Origin of the sequence: Microbacterium sp. J1-1 (genome assembly GCF_024498615.1) — a bacterium.
Taxonomy (GTDB): Bacteria; Actinomycetota; Actinomycetes; order Actinomycetales; family Microbacteriaceae; genus Microbacterium; species Microbacterium aurugineum.
On sequence record NZ_CP089590.1, the window covers coordinates 1,973,351 to 1,994,985 of the forward strand.

Consider the following 21,635-nt stretch of genomic DNA (forward strand, 5'->3'; position numbering starts at 1 on the left):
ACCCGCACGAACAACGCGGCCGTCCTCTTTCGAGGGCGGCCGCGTTCTCGCTCACTCCGAGAGCGGCTGGCGTGGCAGGCGGCGAACCTTCGCGCGACGACGACGCCGCTCGGGGACCATCGAACGCATCTCGTCGAGCTTGCCGAAGCAGAACAGCCTGTCGTCCGCTTCCAGCACGACGTGCTTGCGAGGATTGGGAATCACGCTGACGCCGCGGTGGAGCGTGAGGACCGTGATGTCGCGCTCCCAGAGCCCTGCCTCGCCGAGAGTCTTCCCGACCAGGTCGACGGCGCCGTGCACCATGAGCTCGGCGACGCCGTAGCCCGTCGAGACGGTCAGACGCTGGCGGACATCGATCTCGGGGAAAGCGACCTGCCCGGCGATGTAGTCGATGATCGCACCGGCGACGTCGAGCTTCGTCGCGGACTCGATCCCCTGAAGCCCCGGCGAGGAGTTGACCTCCATGACCAGCGGGCCGTCATCGCCCTCGAGCATGTCGACACCCGCCACCCGCAGACCCATGATCTGGGCGGACCGCACGGCCGCACGCTCGTAGACGGGGTCCAGTTCGATCGCCTCGACCGATCCGCCGCGGTGCACGTTCGAGCGGAACTCGTCGCCGGCCGCGGATCGACGCATCGCCGCGACCACTCGATCGCCGACCACTAACGCCCGGATGTCGCGGCCACGGCTCTCGGAGATGAACTTCTGGATCAGGACGTTCTGCTTGGTGGAGTGGAGCGTCTCGATGATCGCCTCGGCCACCTTGACCTGCGGAGCGAGGATGACACCGATCCCCTGCGTTCCCTCCAAGAGCTTGATCACGACGGGAGCACCACCGACCCGCTCGATCGCCGGTCGCACGTCGGCGCGGTTGCGCACGAACGCGGTCGGCGGCATCGCGATGTTGTGCCGTGACAGGATCTGGTTCGCCCGCAATTTGTCGCGGGCATTCGAGATCCCGTTGGCGGTGTTCGGCGTGTAGACGTCCATCTGCTCGAACTGCCGCACCACGGCGGTGCCGAAATACGTGATCGAGTTACCGATGCGCGGCAAGATGGCGTCGTAGTCACTCAATTGGCGACCGCGGTAGTGGAGATCGGGTTCATCGGCAGTCAGATCGATCGCGAAACGCAGGGTGTTCAACACCTTCACGTTGTGTCCGCGCTGAAGCGCCGCGGCGCGCAGTCGCTGAGTGGAGTACGCCTGCGGCGCGCGGGAGAGCACTGCGATCTTCACGGGGGATTTTTCCTGCCAGGATGTATCAGGTGAGTAGGTCTACCCCCCATTCAAACACCCTTACGGGGTGGCGAGAATGGGTGAGCCTGCCCGATCTCGGAGTGGACTGGATCAAGGCCAAGATCGACACGGGTGCGCGAACCTCGTCGTTGCACGCCTTCGACATCGTGGAGTTCGCACAGGACGGCGAGACCTGGGTCCGCTTCAAGGTCAAGCCCTGGCAGGACAGCCAGGAGGATGCCGTGGTCGTGGAGTGCCCGGTGCACGACCGTCGGGCCGTACGAAGCTCCTCAGGGCACGCGCAGGAGCGTCTCGTGGTGGAGCTGCTGATCCGTCTCGTGGACCGCGAAGTGCTCGCTGAGGTGACGCTGAGCAACCGCGACGAGATGGGGTTCCGCATGCTCATCGGACGCGAGGCCCTTCGACAGGGTTTCTCCGTCGATCCGGCGCGATCGTTCCTCGGCGGCCGCGCGCCCCGCGAAGCGCGACGTCGCAACCGCGGCAAAGTCTGAGCGCTCGACTCCGGCGCGGATCACGTCTCAGGCGCGGATGAGGATCGTCCCGATGGCCTTGTCGTGGAGGCCGCGCTGGTCGCTGTCCCAGATCACTGCGGGGACGACGACGATGAGCAGCAGTGTCCGCACCACAGGACGCCACAGACCGATCCAGCCGCCGTCTCGACGCACCAGACGCATTCCGAGGATGCGGTGGCCCGGGCTGCCGCCCGCCGTCGGGATGAAGAGGATCTGAAGCACCGCGAACACGAGCATCGGCGCGAACTGGGTGAGCCCGGCCTCCGTGGGGAGCGCGAACTGGTCGTATCCAAGAAAGCCCGTCGCGATGATCGTCGCCGCGGCGTAGTCGATCAGAAGAGCGCCGATGCGCCGACCGGGGCGGGCGATGCTCCCGGTACCCGACTCCGGGAGTCCGAGTCGCTCACCGGGGTACGTGTTCACAGCATCCGTCACTCCCCCAGCCTACCGAGCCCGAAAAGTCGCGGTGACGACCTCACGCCTGTAACACGCCCGAAACAAAGCGGATACCGTAGAGAAATCCCCCGTCCGTACTCTGCAGAGTGGCCGTGAAGCCATCGATCCGCATTACAGGAGTCGTACATGTTCAAAGATTCGTCCGAAGTACTGACCTACATCAAGGAGAACGACGTCAAGTTCCTTGACATCCGCTTCACCGATCTCCCGGGTGTTCAGCAGCACTTCAACATTCCTGCATCGACGGTCGACGAGGCTTTCTTCACCGACGGCCAGCTGTTCGACGGTTCCTCGATCCGCGGCTTCGCGAGCATCCACGAGTCGGACATGCAGCTCATCCCCGACGTCACGACGGCGTACGTCGACCCGTTCCGCGAGGCGAGCACGCTCGTCATGCTCTTCGACATCTACAACCCGCGCACCGGCGAGATCTACTCGAAGGACCCGCGTCAGGTCGCCAAGAAGGCCGAGAAGTACCTGGCCTCGACCGGCATCGCCGACACCGCCTTCTTCGCCCCCGAGGCGGAGTTCTACATCTTCGACGACGTCCGCTACTCGGTCACCGCCGGCGAGAGCTTCTACAAGGTCGACTCCGAGGAGGCCGCGTGGAACACCGGCCGTGAGGAAGAGGGCGGCAACCTCGCCAACAAGACCCCGTACAAGGGCGGCTACTTCCCGGTGAGCCCGGTCGACAAGACCGCCGACCTGCGTGACGACATCACCCTCAAGCTCATCGAGTCCGGGTTCACGCTCGAGCGTTCGCACCACGAGGTGGGAACCGCCGGTCAGCAGGAGATCAACTACCGCTTCGACACGATGGTCCACGCGGCGGACGACATCCTCAAGTTCAAGTACATCGTCAAGAACACCGCTCAGGAGTGGGGCAAGGTCGCGACCTTCATGCCGAAGCCCCTCTACGGCGACAACGGCTCGGGTATGCACACGCACCAGTCGCTGTGGAACGACGGCGAGCCGCTGTTCTACGACGAGGCCGGCTACGGTCAGCTCAGCGACATCGCGCGCTGGTACATCGGCGGCATCCTGGCACACGCGCCGGCGCTGCTCGCGTTCACCAACCCGACCCTGAACAGCTACCACCGTCTGGTCAAGGGCTTCGAGGCTCCGGTCAACCTGGTCTACTCGGCCGGCAACCGTTCCGCCGCGATCCGCATCCCGATCACCGGCTCCAACCCGAAGGCCAAGCGCATCGAGTTCCGCGCCCCCGACGCCTCCGGCAACCCTTACCTCGCCTTCGCCGCACAGCTGATGGCGGGCCTCGACGGCATCAAGAACCGCATCGAGCCGCACGAGCCCGTCGACAAGGACCTCTACGAGCTCCCGCCCGAGGAGGCCAAAGACATCCCGCAGGTCCCGAACTCCCTGCTCGACTCGCTCGACGCGCTGGCGGCCGACCACCAGTTCCTCCTCGAGGGCGGCGTGTTCACCAAGGAGCTCATCGAGACTTGGATCTCCTACAAGTACGAGAACGAGATCCTGCCGATGGCACAGCGCCCGCACCCGTTCGAGTACGAGCTGTACTTCGGGGTCTGACCGCCCCGCAACGGCACGGAGAGGCCCCACAACCGCGTCTGCGGCTGTGGGGCCTCTCTGCGTCTCCGAAACCCGCCGCTCCCTGCGCCGTGGCGCGCTTGACCGCGTGGCATCCGGGTGATCAACTTGTGAGTCTGAGCGTCGACCGGGGGAACCATGCGCCGTAGAAGAATGACCGTGAAGACCGAGCTGCACGCGCCGGCGGAAGACACCGCGACCCAGCGATCGAACGCCGTCACCGCGTATGCGCGCACGAACCCGTTCAAGTTCGGTCTGCTCGGTGCACTCGGTGTGCTCGTGGCCCTGGCCATCGGTGGCGTCATCGGTCAGCTCGCCACGGTGCTCGTGTACATCGGTGTGGCGATCTTCCTCGCGCTCGGCCTCGACCCGATCGTCACCTTCATCGAACGGAAGCTCCCCCGACCGGCAGCGGTCACGATCGTCGTCGCGGGCGTGATCCTCGCTTTCGCGGGCATCATCCTCGCCATCATCCCGCTCCTCGTCGAGCAGATCAGCAACCTGATCAAGGACGGCCCGCAGATGGTCGAGGACTTCATGGCCAGCGCCTGGTACAAGGACGTCAGCGGCCAGTTCGGCTCCACCATCACGGACGCCGTCCAGGGCGTTCTCGACTTCGTCCAGGACCCGGACAACTTCCTCGACATCGGAGGTGGTGTCTTCGCCGTCGGAGCGGGCATCGCGGGCGGGGTGACCGGCGTCACGATCGTCCTGATCCTGACCCTGTACTTCATGGCTTCGCTGCGGAGCATGAAGCACGTGGCCGCCCGCTTCGTGCCGGCCTACCAGCGCGACACCTTCAGCGGACTCCTCGAAGACGTCTCCGGCGCCGTCGGCCGCTATGTGATCGGCCAAGCGAGCCTGGCGCTCATCAACGGCATCCTGAGCCTGATCTTCCTCAGCATCATCGGCGCGCCCGTTCCTGCGCTGCTCGCCCTGATCGCCTTCATCGGGTCCCTGATCCCCTTGGTGGGAACGCTGACCGCGTCGATCATCAACTCGTTGATCTGCCTCTTCGCGTCACCCCTGACAGCCCTGATCGCGATCATCTACTACCTGGTCTATATGCAGATCGAGGCATACGTGCTCTCCCCCCGCATCATGAGCAGAGCCGTTGCGGTGCCGGGAGCGCTCGTGGTGATCGCCGCCGTGGCCGGTGGAACGCTGGGCGGCATCCTCGGCGCGCTCGTCGCGATCCCGGTCGCCGCGAGCATCATCATCATCGTGCAGAAGGTGACGTTCCCTGCGCAGGACCGGAAGATCGTTCCCCCGGCGACGTCGCACTGATCGGACTCCGCCGCCGTTCGCGGAAGCGGAGTCCCTACCGGACGAGCAGAGCGCCGGGCTCCACGCGCACCTCGAAGGCGGAGACTTCCCCCATCTCCTCGCCATCGATCTCGAACATGAGCGGCGTCGCCAACTCGACGTCGATGCGCTCGACGGGAAGGTGGCGCGTGGAATCCGTGCTGACGGCTTCGTCGGTGGCGCCGAACAGACGTCGGATGCCGTTGTCCCAGACGAAGGACCGCAGGGTGTCGAGCCACTGCAGCGCCCCGTCTGCACTGACCATGAGCACATCGAGCTTGCCGTCGTCGAGCACGGCGTCCGGCAGCAGTCTGATCCCGCCCTGCACCATCCCGCAGTTGCCGATCAGCATGGTGTGCCCGCGCAGGGCGACCGCCTTCTCCCCGTCGATCGCGAGAGTGATCTCGGTCATCTCGGTGCCGGCGAGGGCGCGGCCCATCGCTTCGACATAGGCGAGCCATCCGGCCTTCGACTTGAGGTCGTCGTCGGTCTCGACCAACATCTGCGCGTCGATACCGAAGCCGACCATCACGGCGAACGCATGCTCGGTTCCGTCGTACGACACCCATCCCAGGTCGATGCGACGTGCCTCGGCATCACGGATGCGTTCCAGCGCGGCGGTCACATCGTTCAGCGGGACCTCGAGGTTGCGAGCGAGAAGGTTGCCCGTCCCCTGCGGCACGATCCCGAGCGCCGTCTCCGAGCCCGCCAGCGCCTCTGCGACCGCGCGGACGGTGCCGTCGCCACCGACCGCGATCACCAGGTCCCTGGCGTCAGCACGCGCCTCCCGAGCCATGCCGCGACCGGGGTCCTCCGGAGTCGTCTCCCACCAACGGACGTCATACGAATCGTCGAAGACGCCGGCTACCGCATCGTGCAGATCCTCCTGCTCGACCTTCGAGGGATTCCAGACGATGCCGATGCGCGCGTGAGTCATATCGTCAGCTTGGGACACGCGCCCCGATACTGCAAACTCGCGGCGCGGATTCAGCCGTAGAACAGGTCCTCGAAGGTCTTGCGTGCACGCCGTGTGACACCCAGGTAGTCCTCCTCGAGCTCGGTCGCCGACCGGTCGGGATAGCCCAGAAGGCGACCGATGGCATCCAGCTGTCGTCGATCCACCGGAAGCAGATCGCTCGTCTTGCCCGTCAGGAGGGTGATCGCCGAGCGGAGCCTGCTCGACAGTCGCCACGCCTCGCGCAGCCGCTCGGCGTCGTCTTCGGTCACGAGCCCCGCTTCGACGGCGGCATCGAGCGCGCCCAACGTCGAGGTCGTGCGCAGACCGGGAATCGCATGAGCGTGCTGGAGCTGCAGCATCTGCACCAGCCATTCGACGTCGCTGAGCGTTCCGGGGCCGAGCTTCAGATGCCGCCTGGGGTCCGCGCCCTGCGGCAATCGCTCCCCCTCGACCCTGGCCTTGATGCGCTTGATCTCGCGCGTGCTCTGGAGGTCGACCGCCTCGGGATAGCGGATCGTGTCCGCCAGCGCGGTGAACTTCTCGATCAGCTTCGTGCTCCCGGCCACGCCTCGTGCGCGCAGCAGCGCCTGCGCCTCCCACGACAACGACCAGCGACGGTAGTACTCGGTGTACGCCTCGATCGATCGAACGACGGGACCGTTGCGCCCCTCCGGACGGAGATCGGCATCGAGGTCGAGCGGGAGCCTGTGGTCGGTGACGTGCTCGCGGAGCCCGGCGACGATCTGCGTGGCGAGCTTCTGCGCACGCTGCGGGTCGACGCCGTTCGCGTCGTACACGTAGAGGATGTCGGCATCCGAACCGAAACCGAGCTCGGCTCCCCCGAAACGTCCCATCGCGATGACGGCGAAGTCCAGATCCTCGTCCTCTGCGGGGACCACCTCGCGGAGCACGGCGCGCAGGGCGGCCTGGATGGTCGCCTCGGTGATGTCCGTGAGCGCCGTCGCCACCTCTTCGATGGTGAGTACTCCGAGAACCGCCCCCATCGCCGTACGGAGGAGCTCCCGGCGACGCAGCGCGCGCACGGCACGCAGGGCGTCGCCGATGGTCTCGTGACGCGTCTGGATCGCCCGCGCCTCCTCATCCAACGCCGCGGCTCCGCGGGGGCGCAGCCGTCCGGAGCTGTCCAGCCACGCGACAGACTCGGGGATCCACTCCAACAGCTCACCGATGTACCGCGAGGAGGAAAGCAAGCGTGTCAGGCTCTCGGCAGCGCCGGAGGAGTCCCGCAGCATCCGGAGGAACCAGGGGGTGTCGCCGAGGCGCTCGCTGATCCGCCGGAAGGCGAGGAGCGCATAGTCGGGGTCGCTCCCGTCGGCGAACCAGCGCACCATGATGGGCATCAGATGACGCTGGATGGTGGCCTTGCGAGAGAGCCCGCTCGTAAGAGCGCCGATGTGACGGAGGGCTCCCGCGGGGTCGCGGAACCCGATCGCCGCCAGTCGGTCATGTGCCTGCGCAGCCGAGAGCGTGCGCTCCTCTTCGGGGAGTCCGGCGACCGCGCTGAGAAGCGGTCGGTAGAACAGCCGTGTGTGGATCTCCCGCACCTCACGCCGCACGCTCTCCCACCGCGACCAGACCGCGCCACCGCTCTCGGCCAATCCGCTGGCACGAGCGAGCACCCGCAGCCCCGCGGGGGTTCGGGGCATGAGGTGGGTCCGGCTGAGCTCGCGCAGCTGCAGACGGTGCTCCATCAGCCGCAACACCCGGTAGTCGTCGGCGAAGGTGGCCGCGTCCGCGCGCCCGATGTATCCGCCGGCGACCAGTGCATCGAGGCTCTCGAGCGTGCCGCGCGTACGCAGCGTCTCGTCGGTGAGGCCGTGGACGAGCTGCAGCAGCTGGACCGTGAACTCGATGTCCCGGAGTCCGCCGGCGCCGAGCTTGAGCTGATAGGGCACGTCTTCGGGGTCGATGTACTCCATCACCCGCTCACGCATCCGCTGGACGCTCTCGACGAAGTCCTGCCTGGCCGCGCTCGACCAGATCTTCGGTTGCACGGCAGCGATGTACTCCGCACCGAGCTCGGGGTCCCCTGCGAGGGGGCGCGCTTTGAGCAGGGCCTGGAACTCCCAGCTCTTGGCCCAGCGATCGTAGTACGCCAGATGGGAGGCGACGGAACGGACCAGTGCTCCTTGCTTGCCCTCCGGTCGGAGCGCGGCGTCCACCTCCCACAGCGGCGGCTCGATCTCGATGCCGCTCAGATTCCGCATGGTCTCGCGTGCGAGCCGGGTGGCGATGTCCATCGCCTTCGCCTCGCTCACGACGTCTTCGTCTCTGGTGCCGCCGACGAAGATCACGTCCACGTCGCTGACGTAGTTCAGTTCCCTCGCACCGGCTTTGCCCATACCGATCACGGCGAGGCGCGTGGCGGCGACCTCGTCCGTGCTCAACGACTCATGCAGCCGTGTCCTGGCGACGGCGAGCGACGCTTCGAGAGCGGCGCCGGCGAGATCGGCAAGTGCGGCCGACACCTCGGCGACGATGGTCGCGGGCGACGGGTGCGTGAGGTCGTACGCCGCGATGGCGGCGAGGCAGCGACGGTACGCGACCCTGATCGCGACCACGGCGTCGTCATCACCCGTCTGCGCGAATCCGTCACGCGCGCCCACCGACGCGAGCAGGCGCTCTTGCAGCTCCCGCGAGGTCGGCAGACCGCTGATCGAGCCTTCGAGGACCGAGAGCTGCTCGGGGTGACGGAGGAAGAAGTCAGCCAGCCCTTCCGACGCACCGAACACGCGCCACACCTGTCGACGGGTCACCTCGTCGTCAAGCAGCGCCCGCAGGGGTCCCGCATCCCGGCGCGCCACTCGGAGGAGCCCGCGCACGGCGGCGTCGGGGTCCGCGGCGTCGTCTGCTTCGAGCAGCACGCCGTGCGGTCGGTCGAGGATCTCGGCGAGTTCCGTGAGGGAAGCCGCGGCCTCGCTCAGTTCCGCGAAGCCGAGCCGGGCCAGCGCCGAGAGCGAGACGGAGTCGTCCGGACGGACCATGCGCGACTCAGAGCAGCTCGAGGTTGTTCTTCAGCTCCAGCGGGGTGACCTGCCCCCGGTACGCCTCCCACTCCTTGCGCTTGTTGAGCAGCACGTAGTTGAAGACCTGCTCGCCGAGCGTCTCGGCGACGAGCTCCGACTCCTCCATGTACTCGAGGGCGTGGTCGAGGCTCGCCGGCAGAGCCGAGTAGCCCAGCGCACGTCGCTCGGCGTCGCTGAGCGCCCACACGTTGTCCTCGGCCTCGGGCGGGAGCTCGTAGCCCTCTTCGATGCCCTTCAGCCCGGCAGCGAGCATGAGCGCGTAGGCGAGGTACGGGTTCGCCGCGGAATCGAGCGCACGGTACTCGACTCGAGACGACTGCCCCTTGTTCGGCTTGTACATGGGCACCCGCACGAGCGCGGAGCGGTTGTTGTGTCCCCAGGTGATGAAGCTCGGGGCCTCGTCGCCGCCCCAGAGCCGCTTGTACGAGTTGACGAACTGGTTCGTGACCGCGGAGATCTCGTTGGCGTGCTTCAGCAGGCCCGCGATGAAGTGGCGCCCGGTCTTGGAGAGCTGGTACTTGGCGCCCTCTTCGTAGAAGGCGTTCTGGTCGCCTTCGAAGAGCGACATGTGGGTGTGCATCCCACTCCCCGGCTGCCCGCTGAGCGGCTTCGGCATGAACGTCGCGTAGACGCCCTGCTCGATCGCCACCTCCTTGATCACGGTGCGGAAGGTCATCACGTTGTCGGCCGTCGTCAGCGCATCGGCGTAACGCAGGTCGATCTCGTTCTGTCCGGGACCGCCCTCGTGGTGGCTGAACTCGACGGAGATGCCGAGGTCTTCCAGCATGCGCACCGAACGGCGGCGGAAGTCGTGTGCCGTGCCACCGGGGACGTTGTCGAAGTAGCCGGCCGAGTCCACGGGGACGGGTCCCTCGGGCCCGAACGACGACGACTTGAGCAGGTAGAACTCGATCTCGGGGTGCGTGTAGAAGGTGAAGCCCGCGTCCGCAGCCTTCGCGAGCGTGCGCTTGAGCACATGCCGCGGGTCAGCGACGGCCGGCTGACCGTCGGGCGTCGTCAGGTCGCAGAACATGCGCGCCGTCGGATCGATCTCGCCGCGCCACGGCAGCGTCTGGAACGTGGTCGGATCAGGCTGGGCCAGCAGGTCGGACTCCTGCGTACGGGTCAGTCCTTCGATGGCGGAGCCGTCGAAGCCGATCCCCTCCGCGAACGCGCCCTCGACCTCGGCCGGGGCGATCGCCACCGACTTGAGCGTGCCGATGACGTCCGTGAACCACAGGCGCACGAACTTGACGCCGCGCTCTTCGATCGTCCGCAGGACGAAGTCCCTCTGCTTGTCCATTGCTACTCCGCGCCCTGGCCCTTTGTGTCGCCCTTGACGTCCCAGCCCTGCTCGACGGCCTCTTCCTCCGCCCAGGCGCGGGAACGCTCGCGGAGCACCTCGGGCGCGCGGCGGGCTTCCGCTTCCGTGTCGAACGGACCGATGCGATCGATGGAGGGCGAGATCATCCCGAACTCGACCTCGCCGGTCTCCGAGTTGTACCAGTACTTGTGGTCACCGTCAGTCATGGCTGCCCCTTCTTCACGTGATGTCATCGATCCTACTGGCGTGCACGGCGGTCGCTAAGCTATCCCCCATGGCAAAAGCGATCGGCGTCGACATCGGCGGCACGGGAATCAAAGCGGGAATCGTCGACCTCGAGCACGGTGTCATGGCATCCGATCGGGTGCGGGTCCCCACTCCGGCGGGCGCATCACCGCAGGACGTGCTCGTGGCCGTGCAGACGGTCCTGAAGACCCTCGACGTGCATGAGTCCACGCTTCCGCTCGGTGTGGCGTTCCCGGCGATCGTGAAGCGGGGCAAGACGCTCTCCGCCGCCAACGTGTCCAAGGAATGGATCGACTTCGACGCGGAGCGGTTCTTCCGCGACGGACTCGGCCGCAACATCGTGTTCGTGAACGACGCGGACGCCGCCGGCGTCGCCGAAGCCCGCCACGGCGCGGCCAGGGATGTGCGTGGCTTCACCCTGCTCACGACGCTCGGAACAGGCATCGGTTCCGCTTTCCTCTACGACGGCATCCTGTTGCCGAACACCGAGCTCGGACACCTCAACTTCCGCGAGTACGAGTCGGTCGAGACCTACGCCGCGACGTCGGCGCGCGAACGCGAAGGCCTCACCTGGGCCGAGTGGGCGGAGCGTCTCCAGGCGTTCTACTCGCATATCGAGTTCCTGTTCAGCCCCGACCTGTTCGTGGTCGGCGGTGGCGTGTCGAAGAACGCCGGCGACTTCCTCCCGCTGCTCGACCTGAAGACGCCGATCGTCCCGGCGATCCACCGGAACAACTCGGGCATCATCGGTGCGGCGTCTCTGGCCGGCGACTGATCCCGTCCCTCCAGACACAGTGAAGGCTCCGACGACGCGGTCGCCGGAGCCTTCATCCGTCCCGCGCGCCCTCAGGCGCTGGATGTCAGGCCGTGGAGCATCTTCTGGATCTGCTGCTGCACCTGCGCATCCTCGACATCGAACATCGCGTAGCTGATCCCGGCCGACTGGAGAGGTCGGTTCGGATACTTCTGATAACTGGGAAGAACGCTCAGCAGTCGCGCTGCCATCTGCGGTGCCTGCCACGTCTTCTCCGCGAAACTCGTCATGAAGATGTCGTACCGCTCTTGCGGATCCTGCCAGAGATCGAAGAGCTCGGGCACGATCGCCGTGTAGGACGAAGGCCCGCGCCACTGATCCCGGACATTCCAGATCGCCTTCCACTTACCGACACGCACGGCTCCGGGGATCATCTCGGTCTCCGTCATGTAGAGCCAGTGGTCTCGCGTGGAGCCGCCCTCGCCCTTCAGAAGCGCCGATTGGTCGTAGCTGTCGAAGATCGTCGGCTCCCCCTCGCGATCCTCCGTGGGGAGGTCCACTCCCGCTAGACTCGCGAACGTCGCCATCAGGTCGAGCGATCCGACGATCTCCGAGTTGCGACGACCGGCTTCGATGGTTCCGGGCCACCAGGCGATCGCGGGGACCCGACTGCCGCCCTCGTAGTCCGTGCCCTTGGTCCCGCGGTACGGCGTGTACCCGCAGTCCGGATACACGTCCTGCCAGGCACCGTTGTCGGTGGTCCACACGACGAGGGTGTCTTCGGCGATCCCGAGTTCGCGGATCTTGTCGATGACGGCCCCCACCCGGTGATCGAGCTCGACGAGTGAGTCGAGGAACTTCGACTTGCCCAGCGAGGCCCCCTCGAAGTCCGGGTGCGGGAGGTTGGGCTGGTGCAGCTTGGCGGTGTTCAGGTAGAGGAAGAACGGCTCATCGGCATTCGCATGGGCTTCGATGTAGTCGATCGCGCGATCCGTCGACTTCTCGTCGATGAACGGGATGTTCTCGGAACTCAGCTTCTCCACCTCGGTCGGCTCCTCACCAGCCTTCCCGTCGAGCGCTCCGATGACGTTGCCCCACATCTTCATGGTCGCCTCGTCGTCGAACGGGAAGTCGGGGTTGAACGCCTTGTCGGTGTAGGTGTACGCGTTCAGGTGATAGAGAGTCGTGTTGTACATCTCGTCGAAGCCGTGGGCTGTGGGCATCGCGTAGTCCGCTTCACCCAGGTGCCATTTCCCGATGTGGCACGTGGCGTAGTCGGCCTTCTTCAGCACGCTCGCCAACGTCCACTCCGGGGCCGGCAGCCCTCCCCCGTCTCCGGGGAACGCGACCGTCGTCATCCCGCTGCGGATCGGGAGGCGGCCCGTCAGAGCGGCAGCGCGTCCGGGCGTGCAGCTCGGCTGTCCGTAGAAGGACATGAACTGCAGTCCCTCTGCGGCGAGTCGGTCGAGGTTCGGCGTCGGAGCACCGCGGTTCTCGCCGCCTCCGTAGCATCCGAGGTCGCCCCACCCGACGTCATCGGACATGAAAAGAATGATGTTGGGCTTCTTCGCCATGAGCTCTCCTCCGTCGTTTCGTGCGTGATGGAGGCGAACGTAGCAAGCGGCTCCTCGTGCGGGAACCGCCGCTCACCCTTTCGGGAGGAGACGATCGGTACAAGCGGTGCGAATGGGCCGACCTGTACGCCGGGTTCTGTTCCGGGGTTCTTCGCCCCTTCGACGGTCATCTCTCTCGGCGACACGTTGCCGTGGCACTCTAGCGGTCTACCCGAGGACTCGGCGGGCCGCGTCCACATCCTCTGTCTGACCTTGCTCCGGACGAGGTTTACCTGGCGGGCCATGTCACCATGGCCCCCGGTGGTCTCTTACACCACCCTTTCACCCTTACCCCTTGCGGGGCGGTCTACTCTCTGTGGCACTTTCTCGCGGATTACTCCGGGTGGGTGTTACCCACCGCCCTGCCCTGTGGAGCCCGGACGTTCCTCGGTGCGGTTCCCCGCAACGCGACCGTCCAGTCGACCCATTCGCATACCCAGTCTACTTTCTCCCCGCGCACGCTCCCGCTACTTCTCGGCGGACTCGGCGATGCGCAGATCGAGGGGCACATCGATCGGGAATGAGCCGAAGAGGCGGGTGGTGGCGACGGATGCGGCTTCCCGGACCGCCTCTGCCGCGGCATCCGCATGCTCCTGCGGGACGTGCAGGATCACCTCGTCGTGCAGGAAGAAGGCGAGGTGCGGGACCCGGGCGAACGGACCCGAGGCCGCGGCCGCCGTGAAGACCTCCGGGATCAGCTGCAGGCGATGGCGAATCTCGGCGAGCCAGATGAGCGACCATTCCGCAGCGGTTCCCTGCACCACGAAGTTGCGCGTGAACCGTCCCCAATCGCGTGCCCTGCGTCGGGCGAGCGCCACCACCGCCGGCTCGGCATCGGCCCCCGTCGCATCCGACTGCAGACGCATCCACTCCGTCGACGGCCGCGGCGACGAACGGCCGAGCCACGTGGACACGATTCCTCCGTCCTCGCCGGTGCGTGCCGCTGCGTCGACCAACGCCATCGCGCGCGGGTACACCTTGCGCAGGCGCGGCACCAGCCGTCCGCTGTCTCCCGTCGTGGCGCCGTACATCGCTCCCAGCACCGCGTACTTCGCCTCCTCCCGCGTCGCGACCGCACCGGAGTCGACGACGCCGGCGTAGAGGTCACTCCCCCGCGCCGCGAGCGCCATCGCCTCGTCCGAAGCCATCGCGGCGAGCATGCGGGGCTCCAGCTGCGCCACGTCGGCGACGACGAGAGTCCATCCGGGATCGGCCCGAACCGCAGGACGAAGGCTGCGAGGCAGCTGCAGCGCTCCCCCGCCGGCCGACGCCCATCGTCCGGTGACCACGCCCCCGGGGATGTACACCGGACGGAACCGCCCGTCATGCACCCACTCGGCGAGCCAGGCCCAGCCATTGGCGCTCAGGAGCCGGGACAACTTCTTGTACGCGAGCAGCGGTTCGACGACCGGATGATCGTGTTCAGCGAGCTCCCACCGGCTCGTGGACTCGACCTGCACCCCCACGCGGTGCAACGCACGGAGCAGCTTCTGCTGGCTGTCGAGGTGAAGGGATGCGTCCCCCAAGAGGTCTCGCACGCGATCACCGAGCTCGACCATCCGGCTCGGCACGCCTCCGGCGACGGGACGGGTGCCCAGGGTCTCGGTCAGGATCGCATCGTGCACGTCCTCATCCCAGGGCAGGCCCGCGACCCGCATCTCCTCCGCGATGAGACCGCCCGCCGACTCCGCGGCACACAGCAGAGTGAGGCGTCCGTCCGGCGCGGCAGCGATCACCCGACGTTGCGCACGATATTGATCGAGCGTCGAGGCGATCGGATCGTCGCCTCGCTCATCGTCGAACACATCGAACAGCGAGGGCACCGCCACGGTGGGCTCGCGACGCTCCCATTCCGGGGAGGATGGCAGCGGAGTCTCGACCGAGGACGTGTCCCGGAGGATCGCGTGACAGAGCACCAGATCATGACTGCGCGAGATCCGTACCCCGTCGGCGAGGAGAAGCGCGTACGTCTCCACGGCCGAACGCATGATCCATCGCGGAGCGTCGGCGGCCTCGATGGACTGCACCCACGTCGCGAGATCGTCTGAGCGCAGTGGCGTGCGGTTCTGCTCTTCGTCGTCGGCATCGAGCTCGATGGCGACGTGGTCCTGCGGCCCCACCGAGATCAGCGCGATCCGCCGTTCGACGCCCGACGCCGGCACCGTCATGAGCGGTGCGTGCGGGCGCCGCTCATGCGAGCCCGGACTCCTCGGTACGAACCAGGATGCAGCCGCACTCGGGGCACGACACGACGAGGTCGTCCGCCGCACGACGGATGTCGTTCAGGTCGGTGCTGGGTAGCAGGATGCGGCAGCCTTCACAGGTTCCCCGGGTGAGCAACGCCGCGCCCGCACTGTTCGCTGCGCGGCGCGAGTACTCGGCGAGCAACTGCGGCGGCACGCTCTCGGCGACAGCCGCACGGTCGCGGGCGAGCTGACTCCCCAGATCGGTCGCCGCCGCGACGTCGGCCTTCGCCTGGGCCGTGAGCGACGTGCCTTCCGCCGTGGTCGTCTCCAGCAGCGCCTGCTGCGCTGCGACGGAGGCCTCCGCCTCTTCGAGTCGTCCCATCACATCGAGCTGCGCGTCTTCGAGATCGCTCTGCCGCTTGGCGAGGCTCGCCAGTTCGTGTTCGAGGGCCTGTGCGTCCTTTGGGTTCGTGGCCGTGGCGAGGCGCTCGGCGTCGCGGTTCCGACGCGCCGCGACGACCGCGACGTCGGATTCGAGCCGTGTCAGTTCGGTGCGAACGTCATCGCGGGCACCGGTGAGAGCGGTCAGCTCACGGAGCTGCTCCTGACGGATGGCGACGAGTTCGGTGATCCGGCCCGCCTGACTCGGCTTCGTTCGTGCACGCTCTGCCTGCGCGATGCGCCGATCCAGGTCGGCGATGTCGAGCAGGGTGCGCTGGTTCTCGGGGCTGGCGTTCACGCTCTCAAATCTAGTCGCTACAGCGACATCCGCCCATCAGCGGACATCTCCGTCGACGTAGAGCCACTGTCGGTCCTCGCGCACGAAGCGGCTGCGCTCGTGCAAGGAACCGCGCTCCGCACCCTGGCGCCAGAAGGCCTCGAACTCCACGACCCCCTCCCGATCGAACGGACCACCCGCCCCGCGATCCAGGACGATCAGACGCCGCCAGCGCAGCTCCGGGTCGAACTCGATGGCCTGGGGCTTCGTCGTCGGGTGCCAGGTCCGCAACAGATGCGCGGCATCGCCGAGGCGGAACGCGGTGTAGCGGGAGCGCATGAGACGCTCCGCGGTCGGGGCCGGTGCGCCTCGCAGCAACGGTGCGCAGCACCGCCCGAACACGTCCCCGGAGGAGCATGGGCACCGCGACGACTCGACAGCCGAAGCGTCATCCAGCGCCGTGTCCGCGTCCTTTGTCATCCCTCCAGCGTACGCTCGGGAGAAACGCCCAGAAGGAGAATCGTGACCACTCGACCCGTCGTCCCCTCGTTCACCGCGCACAACGGCTTCGCCCTTCCGGCCATCGGCCTCGGCACCTATCGACTGAACGGCGATCGCGGAGCGGATGCCGTCGCCGGGGGCATCGGGGCGGGCTACCGCCTCATCGACACGGCTTTCAACTACGAGAATGAGGGCTCGGTCGGACGAGGGGTCGCCGCCGCAGAGGTGGATCGCTCGGAGATCGTCGTCACGACGAAGCTCCCCGGCCGCCACCACCCGTCCGAGAGAGCGCGCGACAGCATCGAGGAGAGCCGCTCGCGTCTGGGACTCGACGTGACGGATCTGCACCTCATCCACTGGCCGAACCCCAGCCAGGACGAGTACGTCCAGGCGTGGGCCGCTCTGGTCGATGCACAGTCCCGTGGCGTCGTGCGGCAGATCGGCGTCTCGAACTTCCTCCCTGAACATGTGGAGCGCATCGAAGCCGAGACCGGTGTCCGTCCGGTCGTCAACCAGATCGAGGTGCACCCCTACTTCCCCCAGGAGGAGCAACTCGCGTACCACCGGGAGAAGGGCATCCTCACGGAAGCCTGGAGCCCCCTCGGTCGCGCGAAGGCGCTGCTCGACGAGGCGGTGATCCGCGAGGTCGCCGCGGCGCACGCGATCTCTCCCGCGCAGACCGTGCTCGCCTGGCACGTGGCACGAGGGACCGTGTCGATTCCGAAGGCCTCGACGCTGGAGCACCAGGTCGCGAACCTCGCCGCCGCAGAAGTCGTGCTCGACGAAGGCGAGGTCACGGCCATCACCGCGCTCGGACGCCCGGACGGACGACTGTTCGACGCGGATCCCCGGACGCACGAGGAGTCCTGACCCGGTATCGCGTCAGACGCGCTGCGTGCCGAGCACGCGAAGGAACTCGAGCTTGCCCGCCGATTCGCTCCCGGGTGCGGCGGTGAGGACGATCAGCGCCTGCGATTCGTCCTCACTGAACAGCGCCTGGCAGTCGACCTCGATCTCCCCCAGCTCCGGGTGCACCATCACCTTGTGCTGCTCGAACCGTCGGCTCACCACGTGCGCCTCCCACAGCTCCACGAATTCCGGGCTCCGGGCTGACAGCGCCTCGACGATCTCCCCCGCCCGCGACCGGGGACCCATCACCCCGTGTGCAGCGCGCAGAGCGCCGACGAGGGCACGAGCCTGTCGCGGGTGATCGACCTCGCGATACCGCCGCCGCTCGACGTCGGGATGGGCGAACCAGCGGTAGATGCCGCTCCGGTCGAGCCCGGTGAGTGCGGTCGAATCGCCCACGAGAGCGCGGGAGGCATCGTTCTGCACGAGAACTTCATCGAGCAGCGAGACGACGAATGCCGGGGTGTCGTGCAGCCGGTCGAGCACGCGGAGGATGCCGGGACGCACGTACTCGGTGAGGGGGGCGCGGTCCGGGGCACTGTGTCCGCAGAGCCGGAAGAGGTAGTCGCGCTCGTCTTCGGTCAGGCGCAGAGCACGTGCCAGGGAGGAGAGGATCTGCACGCTGGGCTGGGGTCCCCGCCGCTGCTCCAGGCGCGTGTAGTAGTCCGTCGACATGGTCGCCAGCTGTGCCACCTCTTCTCGGCGCAACCCGGAGGTCCGGCGTCGAGGTCCGGACGGAAGTCCCACGTCGGCAGGCCGCAGTGCCTCACGTCGCCGGAGCAGGAACTCGGCCAGTGCATCACGATCCACCACTGAAGTATCCCCCGACGTCCGCGCAGGTTCCAGGGACCGGTGATCCCTGGATGACCGCTCTCTGGAGGGACGGTTCCGAGACGCCGAGGCTGATCGTATGAACATCAGCGGAAACACCATCTTCATCCCGGGCGCGACGAGCGGCATCGGCCTCGCCCTCGCCGTGCGTCTGCATGCCCGCGGCAACACCGTGATCGTGGGAGGACGCCGCGAAGACCGGCTCACAGCCATCGCCGGCGAGCACCCCGGTATCCACACGGTGCGGATCGACACGACCGACGCCGACAGCATCCATGCGGCCTCCCGAACTGTCCTCGCAGAGCACCCCGCCCTGAACGTGCTGATCACGATGGCCGGTGTCATGCGAGCCGAGGACTGGACCACGCCCACCGGATTCCTCTCCACCGCCGAGGAGACGGTCGAGACGAACATCCTCGGGCCGATCCGGCTGATCGCCGCTTTCGTCGAGCATCTGCGTGCGCAGCCGGAAGCGACGATCATGACGGTCTCGTCCGGCCTCGCCTTCGCCCCGCTCCGCGCGACGCCGAGCCACAACGCCAGCAAGGCCGCGATCCATATGCTCAGCGAATCCCTGCGCCTGCAGCTCGAAGGGAGCAGTGTGTCGGTGCTCGAGCTGGAACCGCCGGCCGTGCGCACGCCTCTCATGCCCGGACATGAGGAGAACGAGTCGGCTATGCCGCTCAACGAGTTCATCGACGAAGTGATGGAGCTGATCGAGTCGCGGCCGAACGCTACCGAGATCCAGGTGGAACGCGTGAAATTCCTCCGCTACGGAGAGGTCCGCGGTGACTACGACCGGGTCGTCGCCGCGCTGAACGCCACCGACCCGCACGGGCGCTGAGCCGACGCGGGGTGCCGGTCGCGCACCGGCACCCCGCTCACGGACGCAGAGACGCCGCTGCCGCCGTCAACGCGTCGGCGGACTGCCGCAGCAGCGCGAGCTCGTGGTCGGAGAACGACGTGTTGCGGATCGGGACAGCGCCCGTCGCACTGACGATCGAAGGCACCGACAGCGCGACTCCGTCGACACCGTGGAAGTCGCGCAATACCGTGCTCACGGGCATCACCGCGTGCTCATCGTGGAGGATGGCCTCGACGATCCGCGCACTCGACAGGCCGATGGCGTAATTCGTCGCCCCCTTGCCGAGGATGACCTTGTAGGCCGCATCGCGCACGTCGACGGCGATCTCCTGCAACTCCTCGAGCGTGAAACGAGGGTGTCCCGGCGTCTCCCACTCGAGGATCGGCACAGTGCCGATGGTCGCCCGAGACCACAACGGGAACTCCGTGTCACCGTGCTCGCCGACGATATGGGCGTGGACGCTGGCGGTCGACACGCCCGCACGCTCGGCGAGTTTCCAGCGCAACCGCGAGGTGTCGAGCACCGTACCGGACGCGAAGATCCGCTCCGGCGGGAGTCCGGTCTCCTCGTGAGCGATCACGGTGAGCACGTCGCACGGGTTGGTGACGATCACGTACACCGCGTTCGGTGCGACCTCGAGCAGTTCGGGCATCATGCGGCGGATGATCCCCGCGTTGACCTCCGCGAGCTCGATCCGGGTCTGGCCCGGCTTCTGCTTGGCTCCCGCCGTGATCACGACGACGTGCGAACCCGCGGCCACCGAGATGTCGCTGCCACCGACGATGTCGCTCGAACCCGTGAACTGCGTTCCGTGCGCGAGGTCGAGGACCTCGGCTTCGACCTTCTCCGTGGCGATGTCGTAGAGCGCGACATGACGCGCAGATCCGCGGATCAGTGCGGCATAGGCGACGCTGGATCCCACGCTTCCCGCGCCGACGACCGTGAGCTTCGAGTTCTCGATGATCTCCATGCGCTCAGTCTCGCAGTGCAGTGCGCCTCTCCGGCAGGGGGAAGCCGTCGGAAATGCTCACAGCGCGGCGGCGACCGCCTGAGCGACCGTCGGATGAGCGAACTCGAAGCCCCCGCGCTCCAGAACCCGCGGCCGCACATCGGCGTCAGGAAGGAGCAGCGAGTCCGCTGCGTCGCCGAGGGCGAGGCGCAGAGCCCAGGCCGGCGCGGGGAGCCAGAACGGTCTGTGCATGCGCGCAGCGAGCTCCCGGCCGATGTCGTTCGCAGACGCGGGGGTCGGCCCCGTGAGGTTGACGGGTCCGGCGATCTTCGTGTCCAGGACGTGCCGGATCCCCCGCACCTCATCGTCGAGCGAGATCCAGGGCCAGATCTGTGTTCCGCGTCCGAGAGGACCGGAGACGCCGAAGCGGGTCAGCTGGATGAGCGGCTTGAGCACTCCGCGACGATGGATCACGGGGGCGGTGCGGAGTAGCGCGACCCTGGTGTGGTCCTCGGCGCGTCGAGCCTCGGCCTCCCAGCGCACGGTCAGATCGGCGAGAAAGGTCTCACCGGCTGCGGACTCCTCCGTGAGGACCTCCCCGGGAGCGGACCCGTAGTAGCCGACCGCGGACGCCGAGACCAGTGCCGGCGCGTCCGAGCGCAGAGCGCGCAGGGCGGTCGTCATGGTGCGGGTCGTCTGCAAGCGCGAATCGACGAGTTCCGCGCGGTAGCGACGCGTCCAGGGCAGACGGCCGACGCTGGCGCCGCCGAGAGCGACGACAGCTTCCGCGCCGGCGAGCAGGTCCGGATCGAGCGGACGCTCCCCCGGTGCCCATTGCGCCTCGCCGGCTCCGCGCGGCGCACGACGGACCAGAACGGTGACGTCGATCCCGTCGGCGCGCAGGGAGGAGACGAGGGCTGAACCGATCAGGCCCGAGGCCCCACTCACGACGATGCGTCGCGCCATGTGCTGCAGCTTCCTGTCCGTCGGTCGTCGAATCGTATGGTTCACCAGCGTACGCGCCGTCCCTGCGATGCCCCTAGCCGAGGTCAGTCGGCGCGACGGTAGTGCAGGGCTATCGCACCGCTACGGAACGGTGTCGACGAGACCAGCGCCAGGCGTCGAGTGGCGGGGAGCCCCCGCTCGTACAGAGTGGGACCGTGGCCCGCGATCCGCGGATGCACCAGGAACCGGTACTCGTCGATCAGGTCCAACCGGTCGAGTTCGGTCGCGAGCATGCCGCTTCCCAGGAGGACCCCGTCGCGCGTCTCGTCCTTGAGTCTCTGCACTCCGGTGCGCAGATCGCCGTGGATCCGGTGGCTGTTCGTCCACGGGAAGTCCTGGCGTGTGGCGGAGACCACGTACTTGGGTGTGGCTTCCAGGGCGATAGCCCAGTCGCGCAGCGCCGGCGGGGCATCCGTCTCTCCGCGCGCGACGGCGGGCCACGCATCCTCCATCATCTCGTAGGTGGTGCGCCCCCAGAGCATCGCGCCGGATTCTTCGAGGAGACGGGTGTAATAGGCGTGTGTCTCGTCGTCGGCGATGCCCACTTCGTGATCGATGCAGCCGTCGAGGGTGACGTTGATGCTGAAGGTCAGGAGTCCCATGCCGGGAGCCTAGATCTGTGGCCGC

Annotated in this window: 20 protein-coding genes and 1 other RNA gene; 6 read left to right on the forward strand and 15 right to left on the reverse strand. The window is 67.3% G+C overall.

Annotated elements, in window-relative coordinates; translation table 11 throughout:
* Positions 1 to 51: 51 nt before the first annotated feature.
* Positions 52 to 1,239: a RimK family alpha-L-glutamate ligase gene (locus LRQ07_RS09360; RefSeq protein WP_256534428.1), complete on the reverse strand. Its 1,188-nt coding sequence runs from the start codon at positions 1,237 to 1,239 to the stop codon at positions 52 to 54.
* Between the two features lie 20 nt (positions 1,240 to 1,259).
* On the opposite strand from LRQ07_RS09360, the gene LRQ07_RS09365 reads away from it, so the two are divergent.
* A complete protein-coding gene (locus tag LRQ07_RS09365) occupies positions 1,260 to 1,751 on the forward strand; it encodes an ATP-dependent zinc protease (protein ID WP_232761774.1) in 492 nt (163 codons plus the stop codon).
* A gap of 27 nt (positions 1,752 to 1,778) precedes the next feature.
* On the opposite strand, the gene LRQ07_RS09370 is transcribed toward LRQ07_RS09365, so the two are convergent.
* On the reverse strand, positions 1,779 to 2,207 hold the full coding sequence (locus LRQ07_RS09370) for an RDD family protein (RefSeq protein WP_047520095.1): 429 nt from the start codon (positions 2,205 to 2,207) through the stop codon (positions 1,779 to 1,781).
* A 147-nt stretch (positions 2,208 to 2,354) separates the two neighbouring features.
* On the opposite strand from LRQ07_RS09370, the gene glnA (LRQ07_RS09375) reads away from it, so the two are divergent.
* Together glnA (LRQ07_RS09375) and LRQ07_RS09380 are read left to right on the forward strand one after the other, a co-directional pair.
* Positions 2,355 to 3,779 carry a type I glutamate--ammonia ligase gene (gene glnA, locus LRQ07_RS09375; RefSeq protein ID WP_226533076.1) on the forward strand — a complete coding sequence of 475 codons (1,425 nt, stop codon included), beginning with the start codon at positions 2,355 to 2,357 and terminating at the stop codon, positions 3,777 to 3,779.
* A 171-nt stretch (positions 3,780 to 3,950) separates the two neighbouring features.
* The gene (locus LRQ07_RS09380) at positions 3,951 to 5,084 is read left to right on the forward strand and encodes an AI-2E family transporter (protein WP_232761773.1); all 1,134 of its coding nucleotides are present in this window, start codon (positions 3,951 to 3,953) and stop codon (positions 5,082 to 5,084) included.
* A 34-nt stretch (positions 5,085 to 5,118) separates the two neighbouring features.
* On the opposite strand, the gene LRQ07_RS09385 is transcribed toward LRQ07_RS09380, so the two are convergent.
* The 4 genes from LRQ07_RS09385 to LRQ07_RS09400 are packed head-to-tail and all read right to left on the reverse strand — an operon-like array spanning position 5,119 to position 10,637.
* Complete coding sequence (locus LRQ07_RS09385; protein ID WP_256534430.1) at positions 5,119 to 6,039, reverse strand: diacylglycerol/lipid kinase family protein; 921 nt, start codon at positions 6,037 to 6,039, stop codon at positions 5,119 to 5,121.
* Between the two features lie 50 nt (positions 6,040 to 6,089).
* On the reverse strand, positions 6,090 to 9,065 hold the full coding sequence (locus tag LRQ07_RS09390) for a bifunctional [glutamine synthetase] adenylyltransferase/[glutamine synthetase]-adenylyl-L-tyrosine phosphorylase (protein ID WP_256534431.1): 2,976 nt from the start codon (positions 9,063 to 9,065) through the stop codon (positions 6,090 to 6,092).
* A gap of 7 nt (positions 9,066 to 9,072) precedes the next feature.
* Positions 9,073 to 10,410, reverse strand: a complete 1,338-nt coding sequence (glnA, locus tag LRQ07_RS09395; protein WP_047520084.1) for a type I glutamate--ammonia ligase — start codon at positions 10,408 to 10,410, stop codon at positions 9,073 to 9,075.
* 2 nt (positions 10,411 to 10,412) lie between these two features.
* Entirely contained in the window at positions 10,413 to 10,637 is a 225-nt protein-coding gene (locus LRQ07_RS09400; protein WP_256534432.1) for an SPOR domain-containing protein, read from the reverse strand.
* Positions 10,638 to 10,705: 68 nt separating this feature from the next.
* On the opposite strand from LRQ07_RS09400, the gene ppgK reads away from it, so the two are divergent.
* Positions 10,706 to 11,452 carry a polyphosphate--glucose phosphotransferase gene (gene ppgK / locus LRQ07_RS09405; RefSeq protein ID WP_047520080.1) on the forward strand — a complete coding sequence of 249 codons (747 nt, stop codon included), beginning with the start codon at positions 10,706 to 10,708 and terminating at the stop codon, positions 11,450 to 11,452.
* Between the two features lie 71 nt (positions 11,453 to 11,523).
* On the opposite strand, the gene LRQ07_RS09410 is transcribed toward ppgK, so the two are convergent.
* The 5 genes from LRQ07_RS09410 to LRQ07_RS09430 form a co-directional block, all read right to left on the reverse strand.
* Entirely contained in the window at positions 11,524 to 13,005 is a 1,482-nt protein-coding gene (locus LRQ07_RS09410) for an arylsulfatase (protein WP_256534433.1), read from the reverse strand.
* Between the two features lie 109 nt (positions 13,006 to 13,114).
* Positions 13,115 to 13,471, reverse strand: an RNA gene (rnpB, locus tag LRQ07_RS09415) — RNase P RNA component class A.
* A 40-nt stretch (positions 13,472 to 13,511) separates the two neighbouring features.
* Entirely contained in the window at positions 13,512 to 15,212 is a 1,701-nt protein-coding gene (locus tag LRQ07_RS09420; RefSeq protein WP_256534434.1) for a bifunctional 3'-5' exonuclease/DNA polymerase, read from the reverse strand.
* Between the two features lie 22 nt (positions 15,213 to 15,234).
* Positions 15,235 to 15,969, reverse strand: coding sequence for a zinc ribbon domain-containing protein (locus tag LRQ07_RS09425; protein ID WP_047520074.1), 735 nt, complete (start codon positions 15,967 to 15,969; stop codon positions 15,235 to 15,237).
* Between the two features lie 36 nt (positions 15,970 to 16,005).
* Positions 16,006 to 16,428: a YchJ family protein gene (locus tag LRQ07_RS09430; RefSeq protein ID WP_256534435.1), complete on the reverse strand. Its 423-nt coding sequence runs from the start codon at positions 16,426 to 16,428 to the stop codon at positions 16,006 to 16,008.
* Positions 16,429 to 16,470: 42 nt separating this feature from the next.
* Between LRQ07_RS09430 and LRQ07_RS09435 the strand changes: the two genes are divergently transcribed.
* Positions 16,471 to 17,319, forward strand: coding sequence for an aldo/keto reductase (locus tag LRQ07_RS09435; RefSeq protein ID WP_256534436.1), 849 nt, complete (start codon positions 16,471 to 16,473; stop codon positions 17,317 to 17,319).
* Positions 17,320 to 17,331: 12 nt separating this feature from the next.
* On the opposite strand, the gene LRQ07_RS09440 is transcribed toward LRQ07_RS09435, so the two are convergent.
* On the reverse strand, positions 17,332 to 18,168 hold the full coding sequence (locus tag LRQ07_RS09440) for a helix-turn-helix transcriptional regulator (protein ID WP_256534437.1): 837 nt from the start codon (positions 18,166 to 18,168) through the stop codon (positions 17,332 to 17,334).
* Between the two features lie 100 nt (positions 18,169 to 18,268).
* Here LRQ07_RS09440 and LRQ07_RS09445 point away from each other — a divergent pair, with 100 nt between their 5' ends.
* Positions 18,269 to 19,033 carry an SDR family oxidoreductase gene (locus tag LRQ07_RS09445; RefSeq protein WP_256534438.1) on the forward strand — a complete coding sequence of 255 codons (765 nt, stop codon included), beginning with the start codon at positions 18,269 to 18,271 and terminating at the stop codon, positions 19,031 to 19,033.
* Positions 19,034 to 19,070: 37 nt separating this feature from the next.
* Here the strand turns inward: LRQ07_RS09445 and LRQ07_RS09450 are convergent, their stop codons facing one another.
* The 3 genes from LRQ07_RS09450 to LRQ07_RS09460 form a co-directional block, all read right to left on the reverse strand.
* Positions 19,071 to 20,024 carry an L-lactate dehydrogenase gene (locus LRQ07_RS09450; RefSeq protein WP_232761765.1) on the reverse strand — a complete coding sequence of 318 codons (954 nt, stop codon included), beginning with the start codon at positions 20,022 to 20,024 and terminating at the stop codon, positions 19,071 to 19,073.
* Between the two features lie 57 nt (positions 20,025 to 20,081).
* Positions 20,082 to 20,969, reverse strand: a complete 888-nt coding sequence (locus tag LRQ07_RS09455) for a TIGR01777 family oxidoreductase (RefSeq protein ID WP_256534439.1) — start codon at positions 20,967 to 20,969, stop codon at positions 20,082 to 20,084.
* 83 nt (positions 20,970 to 21,052) lie between these two features.
* A complete protein-coding gene (locus tag LRQ07_RS09460; protein ID WP_256534440.1) occupies positions 21,053 to 21,610 on the reverse strand; it encodes a dihydrofolate reductase family protein in 558 nt (185 codons plus the stop codon).
* Between the last annotated feature and the right edge of the window lie 25 nt (positions 21,611 to 21,635).